Source organism: Grimontia marina, assembly GCF_900060185.1.
GTDB lineage: Bacteria > Pseudomonadota > Gammaproteobacteria > Enterobacterales > Vibrionaceae > Enterovibrio > Enterovibrio marinus.
Window position 1 is genome coordinate 98,851 of the sequence record NZ_FIZY01000012.1, and the last position, 18,330, is coordinate 117,180.

Genomic DNA, 18,330 nt, shown 5'->3' on the forward strand with positions numbered 1-18,330 from the left:
CGAAAAGCTGGACACTTCAAACTGCTTGGTATGGTGCACGGCGTTATTCGCCGCGGATGTTGTGGTTTGAAAGCGATTCAATGGCTTTAATAAGCGCAGAGTGATCCCAATCTTCCCCACCTTGCTCAGCACATAAGCTAAATAGCTCTTGTGCGGATTTTGTATTCGGCAGTGAAACGCCAAGCGTTTCAGCCCCTGTTAATGCTAAGTTCAAATCTTTCTGATGCAGGCGGATCCTAAAACCAGGGTCAAAGGTTCCTTTCACCATGCGCTCACCATGAACTTCCAGCACTTTTGAATTAGCAAAGCCACCCAGCAGCGCATTGCGGATCCTTGCTGGATCTGCGCCTGCTTTTGAAGCAAACACAAGTGCCTCAGACACGGCTTCAATATTGAGTGCCACAATGATTTGGTTAGCGACCTTGCACACTTGACCTGCACCGTTATCACCGACCAGATTGATGTTTTGCCCCATGGCACCAAACAGTGGCAATGCTTTTTCGAACGTGGCTTCTTCACCACCCACCATGATGGTCAATGTGGCATTGATGGCGCCGACTTCACCGCCAGAAACAGGCGCATCAAGGTAAGCAGCACCACTTTCGATAACCCGGGCAGCAAAGCTTTGAGTTTCAATGGGGGAAATAGAGCTCATATCGATGACCGTCTTTGAGGCATCCAGCACTGGCTCTATACCATCTTCACCAAACAGAACATCTTCGACATCTGGGGTGTTTGGCACCATAACGATAATGAAATCCGCGTCCTTGACCGCTTCACGATTCGAAGGATAGGCTTTTGCACCACCGTCGACTAAAGAAGCAGGTGCCGCCGAACGGCTTTCTGACAAAGTGAGTTGATAACCGGCTTTTTGTAGGTTTTCAGCCATTGGCTTACCCATGATGCCGGTGCCTATAAATGCGATAGTTGTCATTCCATTACTCCTCATTTTGTCCGTATGTCTGAAGCCATTTCATGCCTTCTTCGGTGGTGGTAGCCGGCTTATATTCGCACCCAACCCAACCCTCATAGCCAATAGAATCTAGGTGGCTGAACAGGAAGTGATAGTTGAGCTCTCCGGTCCCAGGCTCATGACGGCCGGGATTATCTGCAAGCTGAACATGCCCAATACGGTCTAACGTTGAGCTCAAGGTAGGAGCGATATCCCCTTCCATAATTTGCATGTGGTAGATGTCGTACTGCAGTGAAAGGTTGTCACTGCCGACAGCATCGCAAATCCCAAGTGCCTGTTTGGTATTGGTAAGCGCAAAGCCGGGAATATCCCTGGTATTGATTGCCTCCACAACCAGCCGGATACCGGCCTTTTCCAACTGAGCATTCGCAAATTTCAAGTTTTCAACCAGAGTCTCTTCAGCTTGTTCCTGACTAACACCCGAAGGAACAATCCCAGCGAGACAGTTCACTTGCTCACAGTCCAATACATTGGCGTATTCAATCGCGAGTGCAACGCCTGCCCGGAACTCATCGACACGTGCCGGGTCAGCAGCAATCCCGCGGTCTCCCGCGTCCCAATCCCCTGCTGGTAGGTTAAATAACACTTGCATGAGATGGTTGCGATCCAATTCAGCCTTCAGCTCATTGGCATCAAATGCGTATGGGAATAGGTACTCCACTCCCTTAAAACCGAAGTTTGCCGCAGCATTGAAGCGCTCGATGAAAGGCAGTTCCGTAAATAACATTGATAAATTGGCAGCTAACTTTGGCATTTCAATTTCCTTATTCCATAAGAACCGAGAAGTTATTTGCGATCCGCAGCCAACGCCGTCGGCGCATCAGCAATAGAGTCAGCCAGAGATTCAAATTCATTCACTGAGTCAATCTCTACACCCATGGAGATATTGGTGACTTTCTCCAGAATGATTTCTACAACAACCGGCACACGATGCTTCGCCATCAAAGCCTTTGCTTCTTCAAACGCTGACGCAATTTGCTCTGGGTCACTGACACGCAATGCCTTACAACCCAACCCTTCCACCACAGTCACATGATCGACACCATAATCGGCAAGTTCAGGTGCATTCTGGTTTTCGAATGCAAGCTGCACGCAGTAATCGATATCGAACTGGCGCTGTGCTTGGCGGATAAGCCCCAGATAAGAGTTGTTCACCAGTACGTGGATGTAAGGGAGGTTGAATTGGGCACCAACGGCGAGCTCTTCAATCATGAACTGAAAGTCGTAGTCTCCGGAAATAGCGACAATTTGGCGCTCAGGATCCGCAGCGCGAACACCTAACGCAGCCGGTACCGTCCAGCCTAAAGGTCCAGCTTGACCGCAATTAATCCAGTGGCGCGGTTTATAAACGTGTAGGAATTGCGCAGCAGCAATTTGAGACAAACCAATGGTACTGACGTAACAGGTTTCACGGTCAAACGCGCGATTCATCTCTTCATAGACACGCATCGGTTTGACTGGCTGTTCCGTATAGTGCGTTTTGCGCAGCATGGTAGCTTTACGCTGCTGACAATCACCAACCCATGAAGAGTGATCGTTCAATTTGCCCTTTGCCTTCCATTCTTTTGCTACTTCGATCAGCACAGTAAGCGCTTGGTAAGCGTCAGATACAATCCCCAAGTCAGGACAGAAAACGCGACCAATTTGTGTGGGCTCAATATCGATATGAACAAACTTACGACCTTGGGTATACACATCTACAGAGCCCGTGTGACGGTTGGCCCAACGGTTACCAATACCGAACACCACGTCGGACTCAAGCAGTGATGCATTGCCATAACGGTGAGAGGTTTGAAGGCCAACCATGCCAGCCATCAGCTCATGATCATCAGCAATAGTGCCCCAGCCCATCAAAGTTGGAATAACTGGGACACCAACAGTCTCAGCAAACTCTTGCAAGAGCTCAGAAGCATTCGCATTGATCACGCCCCCACCTGAAACAATGAGTGGACGTTCAGCGGCGTTCAGCATAGCCAACGCTTTCTCCGCTTGATAGCGTGAAATGGAAGGTTTGTATGGCTCAAGAGGCTCATAACTGTCGATATCAAATTCGATCTCTGCCAGTTGAACATCCAAAGGGAGGTCGATGAGCACAGGTCCTGGGCGACCTGAACGCATGACTTGGAAAGCGTGTTGGATAGCTCGCGGAACCTGAGCTGGTTCAAGAACGGTTGAGCACCACTTGGTCACAGGACGAGCAATAGATTCTATATCGACCGCCTGGAAGTCTTCTTTGTGAAGTCTTGCGCGTGGTGCTTGCCCCGTAATGCAAAGAATCGGAATTGAGTCTGCCTGTGCGGAGTAGAGCCCGGTGATCATGTCGGTACCTGCAGGGCCTGAAGTCCCAATACAGACACCGATGTTCCTAGGGTTCGCTCGTGTGTAGCCCTCAGCCATATGAGAGGCCCCCTCAACATGACGGGCAAGTATGTGGTCGATACCTCCCGCTTTCTTCAATGCAGAGTAAAAAGGGTTTATCGCCGCGCCGGGCACACCAAAGGCTTTCACCACACCTTCCTTTTTCAGCACTGCAATAGCTGCATCAATCGCTCTCATCTTTCCCATACAAAACGCCTTTTTGTATACAATTTAATTATTAATTGTATTCTTAGATCGATTAATTATTAATCGCAAGGATTTTTTAACAGTTATTAAACATTTTTTAACATTGATTAGGAAATGAGATCAGTACACATGGCACTTAGAAAAGAGGTCAGACAAGACCCTGACAATGATGAAATTTGGCTTTGAACTATTCACATTGCATTAACACTGTGCTTTTATTGTTCTCCATCAAAACAATTATAAACATCTTATATAGCTTTTTATTGTATACATTTACTTAAAGGACCTTACCTATGTATGAATTAGAAAATCCGTCAGAAAACCACTCCTGCCCTACTAGTGTTCAGGTAACCGGCCCTTTGTTTAACGAAGATGCCAAAAGCATACTCAACAACGATGCGCTCGCATTTCTGTCATCACTTTGCAACCGCTTTAGTGGTCAGTTGAATTCATTGCTGGCTGAACGTAAACGAAAACAAGAGACATTCGATACCGGTGTGCTTCCAGATTTTCGTACTGACACAGCAAGTATTCGAGATGACCGTCAATGGAAAGTCGCAGATATCCCAGAGGCATTACTCGACAGAAGGGTTGAGATCACTGGTCCCATTGACCGCAAAATGGTGATCAACGCACTTAATTCCGGCGCAAATATTTTTATGTGCTGCTTTGAAGATGCCACCTCACCAACTTGGGAAAACATGGTGAATGGCCAGATCAACATGCGCGATGCGAATACAGGTACGATGGCTTATGTCGACCCGAAAACCGGTAAGCACTATCAATTGTCATCAACACCCGCTACGTTGATCCATCGACCACGTGGCTTGCACCTACAAGAGTCCCACATCTTATTTGAAGGCAAACCCATGCCTGCAAGCTTGATGGATTTCGGTTTGTACTTTTTCCATAACTACCAATCCCGCAACGCACGCGGACAAGGTGTTTATTTCTACCTGCCAAAACTCGAATCAATGGAAGAGGCTGCATGGTGGGAGTCAGTCTTTGACTTCACGGAAGAGTACTTTTCTGTTGAAACTGGCACTATCCGTGCGACAGTGCTGATTGAAACCCTTCCAGCCGTATTCCAAATGGAAGAAATCCTCCATGCGATGCGTAAGCACATCGTAGGTATGAACTGCGGACGTTGGGACTATATTTTCAGCTACATCAAAACGCTCAAGAATCATACTGACCGCATCCTGCCTGATCGTCATGCCATTGGTATGGATCAACCCTTCTTAGAGGCATATAGCAAACGTCTCATCCAAACCTGTCACCGCCGTGGAGCATTAGCAATTGGCGGTATGTCTGCCTTCATTCCATCCAAAGATCCTGACGAGATGGCTCGCGTAACACAGAAAGTGATTGAAGATAAACGCCGTGAAGCGACGAATGGTCATGATGGCACCTGGGTCGCTCATCCACACTTGGTATCACTTGCCCGCGAAATATTTGATGAATACCTGAATGGCGCGACAAACCAACGCCACTTTATTCCTGATGGAAGCTTTAACAGCGAAATCCTTCTTCGACCAAGCCAAGGACCAAAAGATGAGCCCGGTGTAAGAAAGAATATCCGAATCGCGGTGCTTTATATGGAAGCCTGGCTACGTGGTATTGGTTGCGTACCTATTTACGGGTTGATGGAAGATGCCGCTACAGCTGAAATTTCTCGCGCCAACATTTGGCAATGGCTCAAGCATCAGGTGTCCCTGGATGATGGTCGACCATTTACCACTGAGCTATTTAGAGCGTGGCTCGATCAGGAAGTAAAGGACATGAAAGCGTCAGCAGGCAATGGCGAATTCAGAAAATTTGATGAAGCATCGGCGTTGTTTTTCACCCTTTCAACCGATACTCACTTTGCGGATTTTCTCACCATTCCTTGCTACGCAAAACTCGAATAACGAGCATTGGCGGCTGCTTTAAGCCGCCCCTAAAGATCTAGGAGACCTTCAATGGAAAATCTGACGATGATAAAAGCACTGGAAATCACCACCAAGGTGTTCGATGCAGCGCAAGAACGGAAAACCCAACCGCTAACAGTAGCCATTTTGGATAGAGGTGGTGCACTCATTTCGCTACAGAGGCAAGATGGCTCCAGCATGATGCGGCCGGAAATCGCGATTGCAAAAGCGTGGGGAGCACTCGCTCTGGGCTGCTCTTCCAGAAAAATTGCAGATGATGCCCAGCATCGACCGTGTTTTATCTCGTCAGTATCCACACTTGCACAGGGTAACCTCGTTCCTGTTCCTGGTGGTGTACTTATTCGTGATGCAGAATCAGAATTGCTCGGCGCCGTTGGTGTTTCCGGCGATATTTCTGATACTGATGAAGCGGTAGCAATTGCAGGTATTGTCGCATCCAGTTTAAAAACTGATGCCACTCTGGAAGGCTAGTCCACCAATCCAAACGGCCAGAAGCCTCTGGCCGATTGCTCTATGTTCATGATTCTCTTCCTTGGAACAAAACACGCCCCACAAACCGATAACACCATAGATACAATTGCTCCAGCAATGTTGTACAATCAGTTTGGCTATTCATATACAAAACAAGACGCATAACCTTTACGTTCTCTTTTAGAACGTTATTTTGCAGCGGGCTCGCTAGAGACGGCGAGTCGGGAAAGGAACAACTGTATGACAGGGCTTCTCAAAGCAACTCATAAGAAAACCAAACCTACAAACTCTAAACTAACCCAGGATGACATCGTATACGGTCATATTTTTGATGCCATTCTGGAACAGCGCCTACCACCAGGTACAAAGCTCAGCGAAGAAGCATTAGGCGAGATCTTCGGCGTCAGCCGCACCATCATTCGCCGTGCATTACTCCGGCTCTCTGTAGAACAGGTTGTCAGTACCCGTCCAAACCGCGGTTCTATTGTGGCATCGCCAACCGTTGAGGAAGCGATGCAAATCCTCAAAGCACGTGAAGTAATGGAACTCGCTATTGTCGAACTGGCAGCAGAGAACGCGACACCAGAACAGATCGCCAAATGCCGCGCCATGGTTGCAGAGGAAAATGAAGCCGTTGTTAAAAGCGATACCGGACGCAGTATCCGTCTTTCAGGTGAATTCCACATTGAACTCGCCGCCATGGCGAACAATATGCCGCTAATGAGTTTTCAACGCAGTCTGGTGTCGCAGTGTTCTCTGATCATCGCCCTCTATGAATCATCCAAGAAAACAAATTGTGCCTGTGACGAACACACCCAGTTGCTTGATGTGATTGAAGCGGGAGATAAGCAAGCGGCTATTGCGCTAATGAAGACTCACCTTGACCATATCAATTCTAAACTGAACCTGCATGATGACTCTGGCTCACAGGATCTTCATGCTGTGTTTTCGAATGTCTTGAAGAAGAAAGCCTAATACCTCACTCAATCAGCCTAAAAACGGCCTGAATGTTGAAGCTTCAGGCCGTTTTCTCTTTCTGTCATCGTCATCTCAGTTATCAAAACCGAGAATTAGGAACGATCAATCTCACATATTGTATACAATCCACACTTGACATTTTTGTAGTCGATCCTAAGAAAAGTTCATTAACCACTGTTTTTATTCAATATTTTATTGTTAATTTCAGAATAATCACTTGTTAACAGAAAGTTGACCAGTCGGTCAGAAATGACTAGGTTGTAATTAATGGATACGAAAACGTCATGGAGGTCGTGTGATCCGTTTTCTTTTAAATCAGACTTTGCAGGAAGAGAGTGATATTTCTCCAAACCTCACTGTGTTGAACTACCTGCGCGAGCATGTGCGTAAGACAGGTACTAAGGAAGGATGTGGTTCAGGTGATTGTGGAGCCTGTACTATCGTCTTAGGTGAAGTGGTTGATGGCAAGCTGGAATACCGAAGTGTGAATTCTTGTTTGACCTTTGTTTCCGCACTGCATGGTAAGCAACTCATCACAGTAGAAGACTTGCGTACAAAAGATTCACTGCACCCCGTACAACAGGCCATGGTTGATTTTCACGGCAGCCAATGCGGCTACTGTACACCTGGCTTTATCATGTCGATGTTCGCGCTCTCCAAGAATCATCCCAATGCAGACAAAGAAGATACTTATGAAGCATTGGCGGGCAACCTTTGTCGTTGCACAGGCTATCGCCCGATTGTAGAGGCTGCATTGTCGTTGAGTCAGGAAACACCGATTCGCGACCAGTTTGCAGAGTACGAGCGTGAAACGATTGAAAAGCTGAATGCGATTGGCAAACCTGAACTGGAATATCACGCAGACGGTAAAACCGCATTCACACCGACTAATAGCGATGAACTGGCAAAAACGCTGATGGCGCACCCCACTGCGAAACTTCTGGCAGGTGGTACTGACCTTGCGCTGGAAGTGACACAGTTTCATCGCGATATCGACAAACTGATCTATCTTGGCCGTGTTGACGACATCAAAACCGTTAACGAGACTAACACCCATATCGAAATCGGTGCCAATGTGCCCTTCACTGATGTATATCGCGCATTAGAACCACACTACCCAGATTTCGGCGCGCTGTTACAACGCTTTGCGTCCTTACAGATCCGTAACCAAGGCACGATCGGTGGCAATATTGCCAACGCTTCTCCCATTGGTGACGGGCCACCTCTGCTGATTGCCTTGGGCTCCACCGTGATTCTTCGCCGTGGTGAAACGGCGCGGGAAATCCTGCTTGAAGACTTCTTTAAAGATTACAAAGTGACGGCGCTACAACCTTCTGAGTTTGTACAAACCATTCGTGTGCCGAAACCGCAACCTAATCAGGCATTCAAAGCCTACAAAATTTCGAAGCGTTTTGATGATGACATCTCAGCAGTCTGCGGTGCATTCAGGCTGACTTTCGAAGGTGACACTGTCATTGAAGCTCGTATTGCTTTCGGTGGCATGGCTGCCATTCCAGCACGCGCAACACATTGCGAACAGGAACTTGTCGGCAATCCGCTGAGTGCCGCAACAATTCAAGCCGCAATGTCGGCGTTGGAAAATGACTTCTCGCCAATATCCGACTTTAGGGCGACAAAGGAATATCGCGCTGAAACTGCAGCGAACCTGCTTTACCGTCTGTTCACAGAACTCAGCTATACGGCTGATGGAAAGAAAATTGAAACGAGGGTGATTCATTATGTCTCGTAAAACGGCCCCAGCCATGACCATGGAAGAAATGACTGCACAAGCGAAAGCTGGATTAGCAACTGGCGTCGGCAAATCGGTAAAACATGAAAGTGCTGAAAAGCAGGTATCAGGCGAAGCGCTCTACATTGATGATCGCGGCGAATTCCCTAATCAGCTTCATGTATACGCGCTGATGAGCCCACATGCTCACGCGAATATTACTAAGTTGGATGTATCACCTTGCTACAAAGTGCCCGGTGTTCGCACTGTGATCACCTCTGAAGATGTGCCGGGTGAACTCGACATTGGTCCTGTCCTTCCTGGCGATCCTATGCTCGCTGACGGCAAGGTTGTTTATGTCGGTCAGCCTGTGATTGCTGTTGCCGCTGACAGCCTCGACAATGCACGAAAAGGTGCAGAAGCCGCCATCGTTGAATACGAATTGCTGCCTGCCGCTCTTGATGTAGAAGAAGCCTTGGCGCAGGAGCTGTTTGTTACCGATAGCCATACCCAAAAACGGGGAGATTCAGCGGCAGCGATAGCTAATGCAGAACACGTGTTGGAAGGCTCAATCCATGTCGGCGGTCAAGAGCATTTCTATCTTGAAACCCAGGTCTCGAGTGTTGTCCCCACTGAAGATGGTGGCGTGATTGTTTACTGCTCCACCCAAAACCCGACAGAAGTGCAAAAACTGGTTGCGTCCGTTTTGGGTGTTTCTATGCACAAGGTATTGATCGACATGCGCCGTATGGGTGGTGGTTTTGGTGGTAAAGAAACACAAGCCGCTGCACCCGCCTGTATCGCAGCCGTGATAGCAAATCAAACAGGGCAACCGGTGAAATTCCGTTTACCACGTCGTGAAGACATGATGATGACCGGCAAACGCCACCCCTTCTTTAATCAATACAAGGTGGGCTTTGACGACAACGGTGTAATTCAAGGAATCGAAATCGTGGTATCGGGTAACGCTGGCCATTCACCGGATCTGTCTCGATCAATCGTCGACCGCGCCATGTTCCACTCTGACAACGCATATTACCTCGGCAATGCCACGGTAACCGGGCATTGTGTGAAAACCAATACGGCGTCGAATACTGCGTACCGTGGGTTTGGTGGCCCGCAGGGCATGATGACTATTGAACATGTGATGGACACAATAGCCTGTCACCTCAAGAAAGATCCTCTTGAAGTTCGTAAAGCGAATTACTACGCAGGCGAAGGTCGTGACGAAACGCACTACTACCAGAAGGTCGAAGACAATTTCATTCACGAAATGACCACTGATTTGGAAATGTCCTGCGAGTATGAAAAGCGCCGAAAAGCCATTGCGGAGTTCAACGCCAACAGCCCTATTCTGAAGAAAGGCATTTCTATCACGCCTGTGAAATTCGGTATCTCTTTTACCGCGACATTTCTCAATCAGGCTGGCGCGCTAGTCACGGTTTATACCGATGGCAGCATCTCGCTGAACCATGGTGGCACGGAAATGGGTCAGGGCTTGAACACCAAGGTCGCCCAGATTGTCGCTGAAACCTTTAGTGTGGATATCGGCGCGATTCAGGTAACAGCAACCAACACAGAAAAAGTACCGAACACTTCACCAACTGCAGCATCTTCCGGTACTGACCTGAATGGTAAAGCCGCGCAAAATGCCGCACTCACCATCAAAGAGCGAATGGTTAACTTTGCATCCTCGCACTTCGATGTTTCACCTAAAGATGTAGTCTTCAGCAACGGTATCGTGTCGATTGGCAACAAGCAAACCATCACTTTTGCTGACTTCACCGAACTGTGTTGGTTTAACCAAATATCGTTGGCGGCATCCGGTTTCTATCGCACTCCGAAGATCTTCTACGATCACGAAAAAGGACGCGGTCGCCCGTTCTATTACTTCGCTTACGGCGTCTCATGCTCAGAAGTGATCGTCGATACGCTCACCGGCGAATACAAAGTGCTGCGCACTGACATTCTTCACGATGTGGGCGCATCGCTTAACCCAGCCATTGATATTGGCCAGGTCGAAGGCGGTTTTATTCAGGGCATGGGCTGGCTGACAACAGAAGAGCTGGTTTGGAATGACAAAGGCCAGTTGATGACTTCTGGTCCTGCCAGCTACAAGATCCCCGCTGTCGCTGATACACCGGAAATATTCAACACTCGATTGGTCGAAAACCGCGCCAACCCGGAAGACACCGTCTTCCATTCTAAAGCGGTCGGCGAGCCGCCGTTTATGTTGGCCATTTCAGTGTGGAGCGCTATTCGTGATGCAATCGTCAGTGTAGCAGATGAAGGCGAGATCCCTCATCTACCTGCACCAGCGACACCTGAGCAGGTATACAACACCATCAAACAAGCGCGAAAAGGCAAATCGCCTGTGTCATTCACGCTGTAAACGCCGGGAAATGGAGGTCAGTGATGTTTAAAGACAATTGGATCCAGGCGCTGGCAGAGTTTGAAGCCAAAGGCACGCCCTGTGTGATGGTCACGGTACTCGAAGACAAAGGCTCCGCCCCCCGTGGGGCGGGCACCAAAATGCTGGTTTCCCAAAACGAGGTTATCGCCACGATTGGCGGTGGTCACCTCGAGCATGTCGCCATGAAAACTGCCCATGAGATGCTCGCCCGAGGTGAAAGCGACATGAAAATCGAGCACTTTAATCTGGGCGCACGTCTCGGTCAGTGTTGTGGTGGGATGGTCACACTGAGTTTCGAGCCAATCGGTCAACAGCGCCATGCGTTGGCACTGTTTGGAGCAGGACATGTTGCCAAAGCCATGATCCATATTCTGGCTACTTTGCCATTTAACGTGATTTGGATTGATGAGCGAGAAGATCAATTTCCTGATGTCATTCCTGACAACGTGGAAATGCGCTTAACGGACGATCCTGTTGGCGAAGTGTCCACGCTCCCAACTAACAGTATGTATCTCGTACTTACCCATAATCATCAGTTGGATTTCGACCTCTCACGCGCCATTTTGAAACGTGGAGACGCTAAGTACTTTGGCCTGATTGGTTCCCTATCAAAACGCAAACGCTTCGACTATCGCTTAAAAGAACGCGGCTTTGATGATGAAACCATTAACACCATGATTTGCCCTATCGGCATGGACGCGGTGAAAGGAAAACACCCAGCGGAGATTGCGGTATCTGTAACAGGTGAGCTTATCGCTTGCTATCAGGGTGAGCAGATTGCCAATAAACGCGAGCCCTCTTCCCATTCAGCATCACAGAAACAGGCTGAGAAACTCTCTATTCTTAAACGAGAGCCTGAAGATAATGATAATAAAAATAACGAGAAAATAAGGGCATAAAGGAATGACAGACCCAAAAGCTCATCCGGCAAAAGCCTTTCGCGCTGCCATATTACATAGCCTTGCCAACCCAACGGACGTGGGTTTGGAAGACTCTTATCAGTACTTTGATGATGGCGTTCTACTGGTTGCCGATGGTCACGTTGTGAAAGTTGGTCATGCTGACGATATCCTTCCTTCGCTCGACCCCAGCGTTGAAGTGGTCGTGCTCGAGAACAAACTGATCACACCGGGTTTTATTGATACCCATATCCACTACCCGCAAACAGGGATGATCGCCGCCTACGGTGAACAGCTCCTGGACTGGTTGAATAACTACACCTTCCCAGAAGAAAAGCGCTTTGCTGATGTAAATTACGCCCGCGAAGTTGCCGTACAGTTTCTTGATGAACTCGCACGAAATGGCACCACAACGGCGTTAGTTTTCGGCACAGTACATAAAGAATCCGTCGATGTCTTTTTCCAGGAATCTGAGATGCGAAACCTTCGAATGATTGCCGGTAAGGTACTGATGGACAGAAATGCACCTGAAGATCTGACCGACACCCCTGAGTCTGGCTATGAAGACAGCAAAGCGCTGATTGAGAAATGGCATAACAAGGGGCGTTTGCATTACGCCGTGACACCTCGTTTTGCACCCACCAGCACGTCTGAGCAATTACGTTTAGCAGGCAAATTGCTTGAAGAGTATCCCGATGTTTATATGCACACTCACCTCTCTGAAAACCAAAAAGAGATCGAGTGGGTACAGGAGCTGTTCCCCGAAAGTAAAAACTACCTGGATGTCTACGACCAGCAAGGCTTACTATCCAGCCGTTCAGTGTTTGCCCATGGTATTCACTTGTGTGATGGCGAATGCAAGAGGCTCTCAGAAAGCGATTCGGCGATAGCTTTTTGCCCTACCTCGAATCTGTTTTTAGGCTCCGGCTTGTTCCCTCTTTCCGAGATGGAAGCCAAGGGAATTAAGGTAGGAATGGGAACAGATGTCGGCGCTGGCACCAGCTTTTCACTGCTTCAAACCATGAGCGAAGCGTATAAAGTGATGCAACTTCAGGGTAAAAAGCTGCACCCTTTGAAATCGCTGTATCAGGCCACATTAGGCGGAGCCAAAGCGCTCTCTCTGGATCATTTAATAGGTAATTTCGAATCAGGCAAAGAAGCTGATTTTGTTGTACTGGATTTACATGCGACCCAATTAATGAAGTTCAGGATGGAACACGCTCAATCATTAGAAGACAAACTCTTTGTGCTAATGACGTTGGGTGATGACAGAACCGTATATGACACCTATTCCTATGGCCAATCTGTTTACAATCGCTGAACAAACAACCTCATAATAAAAGGCCTCTGTCAGCAGCGCTCTGCCAGCATGCAGCAAGAGGCCTTCTTTCTCGTCACCATCTACTTCATCTTGAACACAGAGCAGCACGAAGCGCCATTGGATGCTCATCCTTCATTTGAAGTAAATCCCAGAGATTGCCATACAAATCTTCAAACACAGCGACCGTGCCGTAATCTGCCTCTTTCGGTTCACGGACGAACTTGATTCCCAGCGCCACCATTCGATGATAATCACGCCAAAAATCATCAGTATTCAGAAACAGGAATACCCTGCCACCAGCTTGGTTGCCGATGAAATTGAGTTGTTCTGGTTTCGATGCCTTTGCCAACAACAAGGTCACCCCGTTTGAACCTGGTGGTGACACTACAACCCAACGTTTATCCTATTCTGGTTGGTATGTATCTTCAATCAATTCAAACTTCAGCTTGTTCATGTAGAAATCAATCGCTTCGTCATAGTCTTTCACGACCAAAGCAATGTGGATAATAGATTGCTTCATGCTTCTCCCTTTCTCATCACAATCATTCTTAGGGACGATTAAAGTCCGTGCAAAGCAGCATTCACAAAGCACTTGTTTTTCGATTAGCATGGACAAAGGGCATGCGTTTTCATTTTTCGTTGGATGAAACACATACCCAAAGCACTTGGTGACAAGCCCACCAAGTGCTTTTTCTTGCATTGAGAGGCTACTTATTGACCACTTGAACTTTGCGCTAATGTTATCACCAAGATCAATATCGGCGTCATAAAACTGCCATCTCCTATACATGTTTGAAGCACTGCCTCTTCAAGGGTCAAACTGAAAAGCCCCTTCCCCCCTCACTTAATATTCATTTAAACGCACACAAAGCAAACGTTTGCTCTTTCCGTTGTTACACTCCAGGTTATCGCGATGTTACGAATGCTCTATCAGACAGAATATTTGGTACGCACTTCATCAGATAACACAAATATAAAACCATAACTTTTACATGTGATTTCATCTTGAGAATTAAAAACACCGTTCATATAATGCCGCCGAATTGATTGTCCGGACGATGATTCGCAAAACAAATGCATTGAGCTTGGATGCTCTATAAGGATTAACAAAGCGCCTTACTGGGATGTTTTGGTGTTTTCGTATATTTGGGATTAAAGAGATGCGAGCAGGAAGTATCAGCCTTGCACTGGCTTTGGGGTTAGTCGTTACAGGTTGTGGCGAGGACAAGTCAAATTCAGGTAACACAGCAACAACAGTGAATATCTATCAGTCCATTGATAATTGTGAATTCACATCAGCACAGGACGTGAATAACTGTCCTTTCAACAAAGGGGTTTACGTTCTTAACTTTGACCCTTCCAATATTTCTGCCTCAGAGCATCAAGCCGTTGTAACACGGGTCACTAATATGATGACCTGGGCGAGCCGTGATGTTCAAAATGCCTTTAATGCCAAAACACTGGTATTGGGCGTCATTCCCTCTCAGAACGATGTTGACCCTTCTTCACCAACGCCAGCAGGAGAATTTGTTGTTAACCTCGCCTTGAACGGTAAAAGTGTGGTCAATGGCGTTGAGTTACTGTTCACCCAAGATGGCGGTATCAACGAGACGAACGGCCCAACGACTTACCAGAAAATGATGCAGCTTTTTGATTACTACATTGACGATCAAACGCTCGCAGGTGATGAGCTGGATACAGCCTATGCCGCCTTCAATATCGCTATCCCTTTTGTTGCGGCGCAGGCAAATGCTCAATCTGTAGTGCTGCCGCATATCTCATCTTATGACTATTGTGCTTACTCCAATGGTCAAATCCCATCATGTACCAATGACCCTGACCCAATTCACGAAGCTGCTGGTGTCGACATGAACCCTGGGGCAGTAGCCGGCACGGTTTACGAGTATATGGTTGAAGGTTCAAAAACCTCACCGCTTGGAGAGCTTGAAATTAATGACGGCAGCAAGTTCATCAACAAGGGGATTGTTGGTACTGATGATCCAACTCTCTTGCCGCATGAAGTGCTTAGAAGCTGGGAAAACCCCGCTTTCATTCCAATGGTTGATTACCTGAACAAACACTTCTTTGTGAATCGTTAAAACAGTTCTAGCTCGATTTGGCACCCATTTTTACTGGGCGGTATTGATTCGCCCTTTTTTTTGCAAGTAGGGAAATAACATGAAAAAACTCGTATGCGCTATCGCACTATCAGTCGCTCTGACTGGCTGTTCCACGCCTTTTGATGAAAGCGCGAAGTTCAATGCATTCAACGCTCAAACCAATGTCACCACAATGGATAGCGTCGTTTCTTATCATGGTGAGCCTGATGAGATCATTGAAACCGCTGATACCACTGTTTACGTTTATGAGTACCGCGAAACCGTCGACATTATTCCGTATTTCATGTCTACCATGGCCTTCCGATCGCGCGCTTTCACCTTCGATAACGAGACTAAAACACTGTTGAAAGTCACTGACTAAAAAGAAAAAGCATCCGCTGACTCACTCAAGCGGATGCTTTCAAACACTTTACCCATTTAATCGTTAGCTTTCGAAGCCAACCATTGCTCTAAGTTATCTGCCCCGCCGATATATTTTCCGTCCATCCAGATTTGAGGAACAGTAACCGGCGTTTTCTCACCAATGATGGCTTTTACCTCCGGGATCATGCGATATAAAGCAGCGCTTTCAACCACCACATCGTGGTAGTTATATTCAATCCCGGCTTCCGCCAACATTTCCTTGGCTTTCACACAGTATGGACACGTTGCTTTGCCATAAACAATGTTGCCTTGCAGTGTGTCGCGCTTCGCCCACTCTTTGATAACAGATTGAACCAGTACACCGCGATTAAGCGCTTCACCCTGGCTAACGAGCTTACCTTCTACCATCAGGATTGGCGCATGCCATGCACCCACTTTCAGTGGTTCCCACCAATGGGAAAGCCAATCTTTCACTTCCAGTTCAATGGGCACATCACCGAGCTCTTTTTCAAAGGTATCTTTCAGGATGTCTTTGGTAAGTGTGCATTCCCCACATGGGATTTTCACACTGAAAGGTCCCCAACTGCCACCCCAGCGATAAAGCGTTACTTTGATTGGCTTCGTCACAACGACTCACTCCTTAGCCTAGCTTATGTAGGTGCTCTTAATAAGCTCTCCTAACAAGCATTCTATTAGAAAACCATCTTTGAGCATGCTATCAGTATCAAACTGCAATAATCACATTCATATAGACCCCAATAAACCCATTTTCATTGCAATAAATTTGTGAGGTTTTAACGAAACTCTTGAGATCGGGTTGAGAAATTTGCACTTCACACTGCTTAAAAACTCACTCGTTAAGGAAGAGCAAAATGAGAAAGTCCACCAAACTAAATCTAACAGCAATCGCCCTGACCTGTTCAATGGCTTCTGCATCTGGCTTCGCAGCTCAACTCGACATCAGTTTAACCAATGCAACGAAAGGCATTCACTTTACCCCTCTGCTAGTCGCGGCTCACGATGGTTCTACATTTCTATTTAGAGCAGGAACCAGTGCGTCAGCGGAATTAGAGTCAATGGCTGAAGGGGGTGATATCTCAGGTTTATCTTCTGCTATCACAAATGCTGGAGGAATTGTTGTTGAAAACCCTGCCTCTGGCCCTCTGGCACCAGCGACTGGCACTAACTTTTCTATCGATACCGGAGAAATGGGTTACCTCTCATTAACCGCCATGCTGCTGCCAACAAACGATGGATTCGTAGGGTTAGATAGCTGGCCAATTCCTTCAGAGCCGGGAACTTATCACATCAAGTTGAATGGTTATGATGCTGGCACAGAAGCAAACGATGAGTTGAGCACAAGCATCCCTAACCCTCCTTTCCTCACCTTTGGTGCAAATGGTACTGGCGTGGAAACAACGGTTAGCAATAATACCGTTCATGTTCACCCAGGTAACATTGGAGATGGTGATGCAAATGGCGGTCGAAGCGACGTCGACTTCTCTGTTCACCGCTGGCTGAATCCTGTTGCTGTAATGACTGTTGTCGTCAACTAAGGAGGCAGCATGAACTCTCGTTTATTAATTATTGCTGGCTCAGCACTTGCTCTGGCGGGTTGCCCATTTAACTCGGATGATAATACAACTACCCCGCCACAATCTTCGCCACCAGAGACTGAAACCAGTCAAATGACCACGTATGAAGTCACGGTGACCAACTCAACTTCGGCACAACCGCTGTCACCGATTGCATTGTTGGCTCACGATAACAACTATACGTTATTTAAGACTGGTGAAGCCTCGTCAGACGCGTTGGAGATCATGGCAGAGTCTGGAGACAATACAGGGTTAATCGATATGTCTTCACTGGAAAGTGTTCACATAACGGCGAGCGGCAACGGAATTGTGCCGCCGGGAAGTGCCGAAACCCTTTCATTTGACATTGACTTATCAAAAGCAAAATACCTCTCCCTCGGCACCATGCTGGTCAACACAAATGATGCATTTGCTGGTTTTACACAGTTTGATCTTTCAAGCGTCGACGAAAGCATCACGCGCACATTTGACGCAGAAGTCTGGGATGCAGGTACAGAGGGCAATGATGAGTTGGCAGCCAGTATTCCTGGGCCGGCCGGTGGCGGAGAAGGTTTTAATCCTACGAGAAATGATGATAACCGCGTCACTATTCATGCAGGTGTTATCTCTCAAGATGATGGATTAACAACGTCTGCCCTACTAGGGCATCATCGTTTTGATAATCCCGGCATAAAAGTCAGCATCAAACGAGTCAACTAGCCCTAAGTAAAAAACCACCTGCAGAGCAGGTGGCTTTGAAACGGCCCCCTAGAAGGGGGCTGTCGACATTAATGTTTTATATCTAACTCCATTTGGCGTAGCTCCTCCTCCTTGGCAACCTTGTCTTGATATCTTACGTATCTTCTAATTAGTCGGCCCTGAATTACAAATAAGACACTGATCTATTTGATGATCTCATCGATCTTCCTACCCTCATATTGCAAGCTTTTTAAGCCTCCCCTTCCAAAACCTTGCAATTTGGGTGATGAAAAT

At 47.4% G+C, this 18,330-nt stretch carries 15 protein-coding genes and 1 pseudogene; 11 read left to right on the forward strand and 5 right to left on the reverse strand.

Annotated elements, in window-relative coordinates:
• Window positions 1-43 precede the first annotated feature (43 nt).
• From GMA8713_RS08670 to gcl, 3 genes are read right to left on the reverse strand one after another with little or no spacing between them, the layout of a single operon-like run.
• A complete protein-coding gene (locus GMA8713_RS08670; RefSeq protein ID WP_062708030.1) occupies window positions 44-934 on the reverse strand; it encodes a 2-hydroxy-3-oxopropionate reductase in 891 nt (296 codons plus the stop codon).
• Between the two features lie 4 nt (window positions 935-938).
• Entirely contained in the window at window positions 939-1,727 is a 789-nt protein-coding gene (hyi, locus tag GMA8713_RS08675) for a hydroxypyruvate isomerase (RefSeq protein WP_062708033.1), read from the reverse strand.
• 32 nt (window positions 1,728-1,759) lie between these two features.
• Window positions 1,760-3,538, reverse strand: coding sequence for a glyoxylate carboligase (gcl, locus tag GMA8713_RS08680; protein ID WP_062708036.1), 1,779 nt, complete (start codon window positions 3,536-3,538; stop codon window positions 1,760-1,762).
• A gap of 293 nt (window positions 3,539-3,831) precedes the next feature.
• On the opposite strand from gcl, the gene aceB reads away from it, so the two are divergent.
• The 7 genes from aceB (at window position 3,832) to guaD (ending at window position 13,280) form a co-directional block, all read left to right on the forward strand.
• Window positions 3,832-5,448 carry a malate synthase A gene (gene aceB, locus GMA8713_RS08685; RefSeq protein ID WP_062708038.1) on the forward strand — a complete coding sequence of 539 codons (1,617 nt, stop codon included), beginning with the start codon at window positions 3,832-3,834 and terminating at the stop codon, window positions 5,446-5,448.
• A gap of 51 nt (window positions 5,449-5,499) precedes the next feature.
• Window positions 5,500-5,940, forward strand: coding sequence for a GlcG/HbpS family heme-binding protein (locus tag GMA8713_RS08690; protein ID WP_062708041.1), 441 nt, complete (start codon window positions 5,500-5,502; stop codon window positions 5,938-5,940).
• 240 nt (window positions 5,941-6,180) lie between these two features.
• Window positions 6,181-6,915, forward strand: coding sequence for a GntR family transcriptional regulator (locus GMA8713_RS08695; RefSeq protein ID WP_062708043.1), 735 nt, complete (start codon window positions 6,181-6,183; stop codon window positions 6,913-6,915).
• 298 nt (window positions 6,916-7,213) lie between these two features.
• The gene (xdhA, locus tag GMA8713_RS08700) at window positions 7,214-8,668 is read left to right on the forward strand and encodes a xanthine dehydrogenase small subunit (RefSeq protein WP_062708046.1); all 1,455 of its coding nucleotides are present in this window, start codon (window positions 7,214-7,216) and stop codon (window positions 8,666-8,668) included.
• Window positions 8,658-11,039, forward strand: coding sequence for a xanthine dehydrogenase molybdopterin binding subunit (xdhB, locus tag GMA8713_RS08705; protein ID WP_062708049.1), 2,382 nt, complete (start codon window positions 8,658-8,660; stop codon window positions 11,037-11,039). The genes xdhA and xdhB overlap by 11 nt, the downstream gene beginning before the upstream one ends.
• Before the next feature lie 23 nt (window positions 11,040-11,062).
• The gene (gene xdhC / locus GMA8713_RS08710) at window positions 11,063-11,959 is read left to right on the forward strand and encodes a xanthine dehydrogenase accessory protein XdhC (RefSeq protein WP_062708052.1); all 897 of its coding nucleotides are present in this window, start codon (window positions 11,063-11,065) and stop codon (window positions 11,957-11,959) included.
• A 4-nt stretch (window positions 11,960-11,963) separates the two neighbouring features.
• Window positions 11,964-13,280, forward strand: coding sequence for a guanine deaminase (gene guaD / locus GMA8713_RS08715; protein ID WP_062708055.1), 1,317 nt, complete (start codon window positions 11,964-11,966; stop codon window positions 13,278-13,280).
• 85 nt (window positions 13,281-13,365) lie between these two features.
• Here the strand turns inward: guaD and GMA8713_RS08720 are convergent.
• Window positions 13,366-13,800: pseudogene (locus tag GMA8713_RS08720) on the reverse strand (VOC family protein).
• 640 nt (window positions 13,801-14,440) lie between these two features.
• Between GMA8713_RS08720 and GMA8713_RS08725 the strand changes: the two are divergent.
• Together GMA8713_RS08725 and GMA8713_RS08730 are read left to right on the forward strand one after the other, a co-directional pair.
• A complete protein-coding gene (locus tag GMA8713_RS08725) occupies window positions 14,441-15,379 on the forward strand; it encodes a hypothetical protein (protein WP_157515546.1) in 939 nt (312 codons plus the stop codon).
• A 79-nt stretch (window positions 15,380-15,458) separates the two neighbouring features.
• A complete protein-coding gene (locus tag GMA8713_RS08730; protein WP_062708062.1) occupies window positions 15,459-15,761 on the forward strand; it encodes a hypothetical protein in 303 nt (100 codons plus the stop codon).
• Window positions 15,762-15,817: 56 nt separating this feature from the next.
• Here the strand turns inward: GMA8713_RS08730 and GMA8713_RS08735 are convergent, their stop codons facing one another.
• Complete coding sequence (locus GMA8713_RS08735; protein WP_062708074.1) at window positions 15,818-16,390, reverse strand: glutaredoxin family protein; 573 nt, start codon at window positions 16,388-16,390, stop codon at window positions 15,818-15,820.
• 245 nt (window positions 16,391-16,635) lie between these two features.
• Between GMA8713_RS08735 and GMA8713_RS08740 the strand changes: the two genes are divergently transcribed.
• On the forward strand, window positions 16,636-17,319 hold the full coding sequence (locus tag GMA8713_RS08740; RefSeq protein ID WP_062708080.1) for a spondin domain-containing protein: 684 nt from the start codon (window positions 16,636-16,638) through the stop codon (window positions 17,317-17,319).
• Between the two features lie 9 nt (window positions 17,320-17,328).
• Window positions 17,329-18,057 (forward strand): spondin domain-containing protein, encoded by a 729-nt coding sequence (locus GMA8713_RS08745; RefSeq protein ID WP_062708083.1) that lies wholly within the window; start codon window positions 17,329-17,331, stop codon window positions 18,055-18,057.
• The last annotated feature ends 273 nt before the right edge of the window (window positions 18,058-18,330 follow it).

What these genes read in the sequence shown, in the direction of transcription:
- xdhB (WP_062708049.1), top strand. Translation starts at nt 8,658, where the DNA reads ATGTCTCGTAAAACGGCCCCAGCCATGACCATGGAAGAAATGACTGCA.
- gcl (WP_062708036.1), bottom strand. Translation starts at nt 3,538, where the DNA reads ATGGGAAAGATGAGAGCGATTGATGCAGCTATTGCAGTGCTGAAAAAG.
- GMA8713_RS08745 (WP_062708083.1), top strand. Translation starts at nt 17,329, where the DNA reads ATGAACTCTCGTTTATTAATTATTGCTGGCTCAGCACTTGCTCTGGCG.
- xdhC (WP_062708052.1), top strand. Translation starts at nt 11,063, where the DNA reads ATGTTTAAAGACAATTGGATCCAGGCGCTGGCAGAGTTTGAAGCCAAA.
- GMA8713_RS08740 (WP_062708080.1), top strand. Translation starts at nt 16,636, where the DNA reads ATGAGAAAGTCCACCAAACTAAATCTAACAGCAATCGCCCTGACCTGT.
- GMA8713_RS08730 (WP_062708062.1), top strand. Translation starts at nt 15,459, where the DNA reads ATGAAAAAACTCGTATGCGCTATCGCACTATCAGTCGCTCTGACTGGC.
- guaD (WP_062708055.1), top strand. Translation starts at nt 11,964, where the DNA reads ATGACAGACCCAAAAGCTCATCCGGCAAAAGCCTTTCGCGCTGCCATA.
- GMA8713_RS08695 (WP_062708043.1), top strand. Translation starts at nt 6,181, where the DNA reads ATGACAGGGCTTCTCAAAGCAACTCATAAGAAAACCAAACCTACAAAC.
- aceB (WP_062708038.1), top strand. Translation starts at nt 3,832, where the DNA reads ATGTATGAATTAGAAAATCCGTCAGAAAACCACTCCTGCCCTACTAGT.
- GMA8713_RS08725 (WP_157515546.1), top strand. Translation starts at nt 14,441, where the DNA reads ATGCGAGCAGGAAGTATCAGCCTTGCACTGGCTTTGGGGTTAGTCGTT.
- GMA8713_RS08690 (WP_062708041.1), top strand. Translation starts at nt 5,500, where the DNA reads ATGGAAAATCTGACGATGATAAAAGCACTGGAAATCACCACCAAGGTG.
- GMA8713_RS08670 (WP_062708030.1), bottom strand. Translation starts at nt 934, where the DNA reads ATGACAACTATCGCATTTATAGGCACCGGCATCATGGGTAAGCCAATG.
- hyi (WP_062708033.1), bottom strand. Translation starts at nt 1,727, where the DNA reads ATGCCAAAGTTAGCTGCCAATTTATCAATGTTATTTACGGAACTGCCT.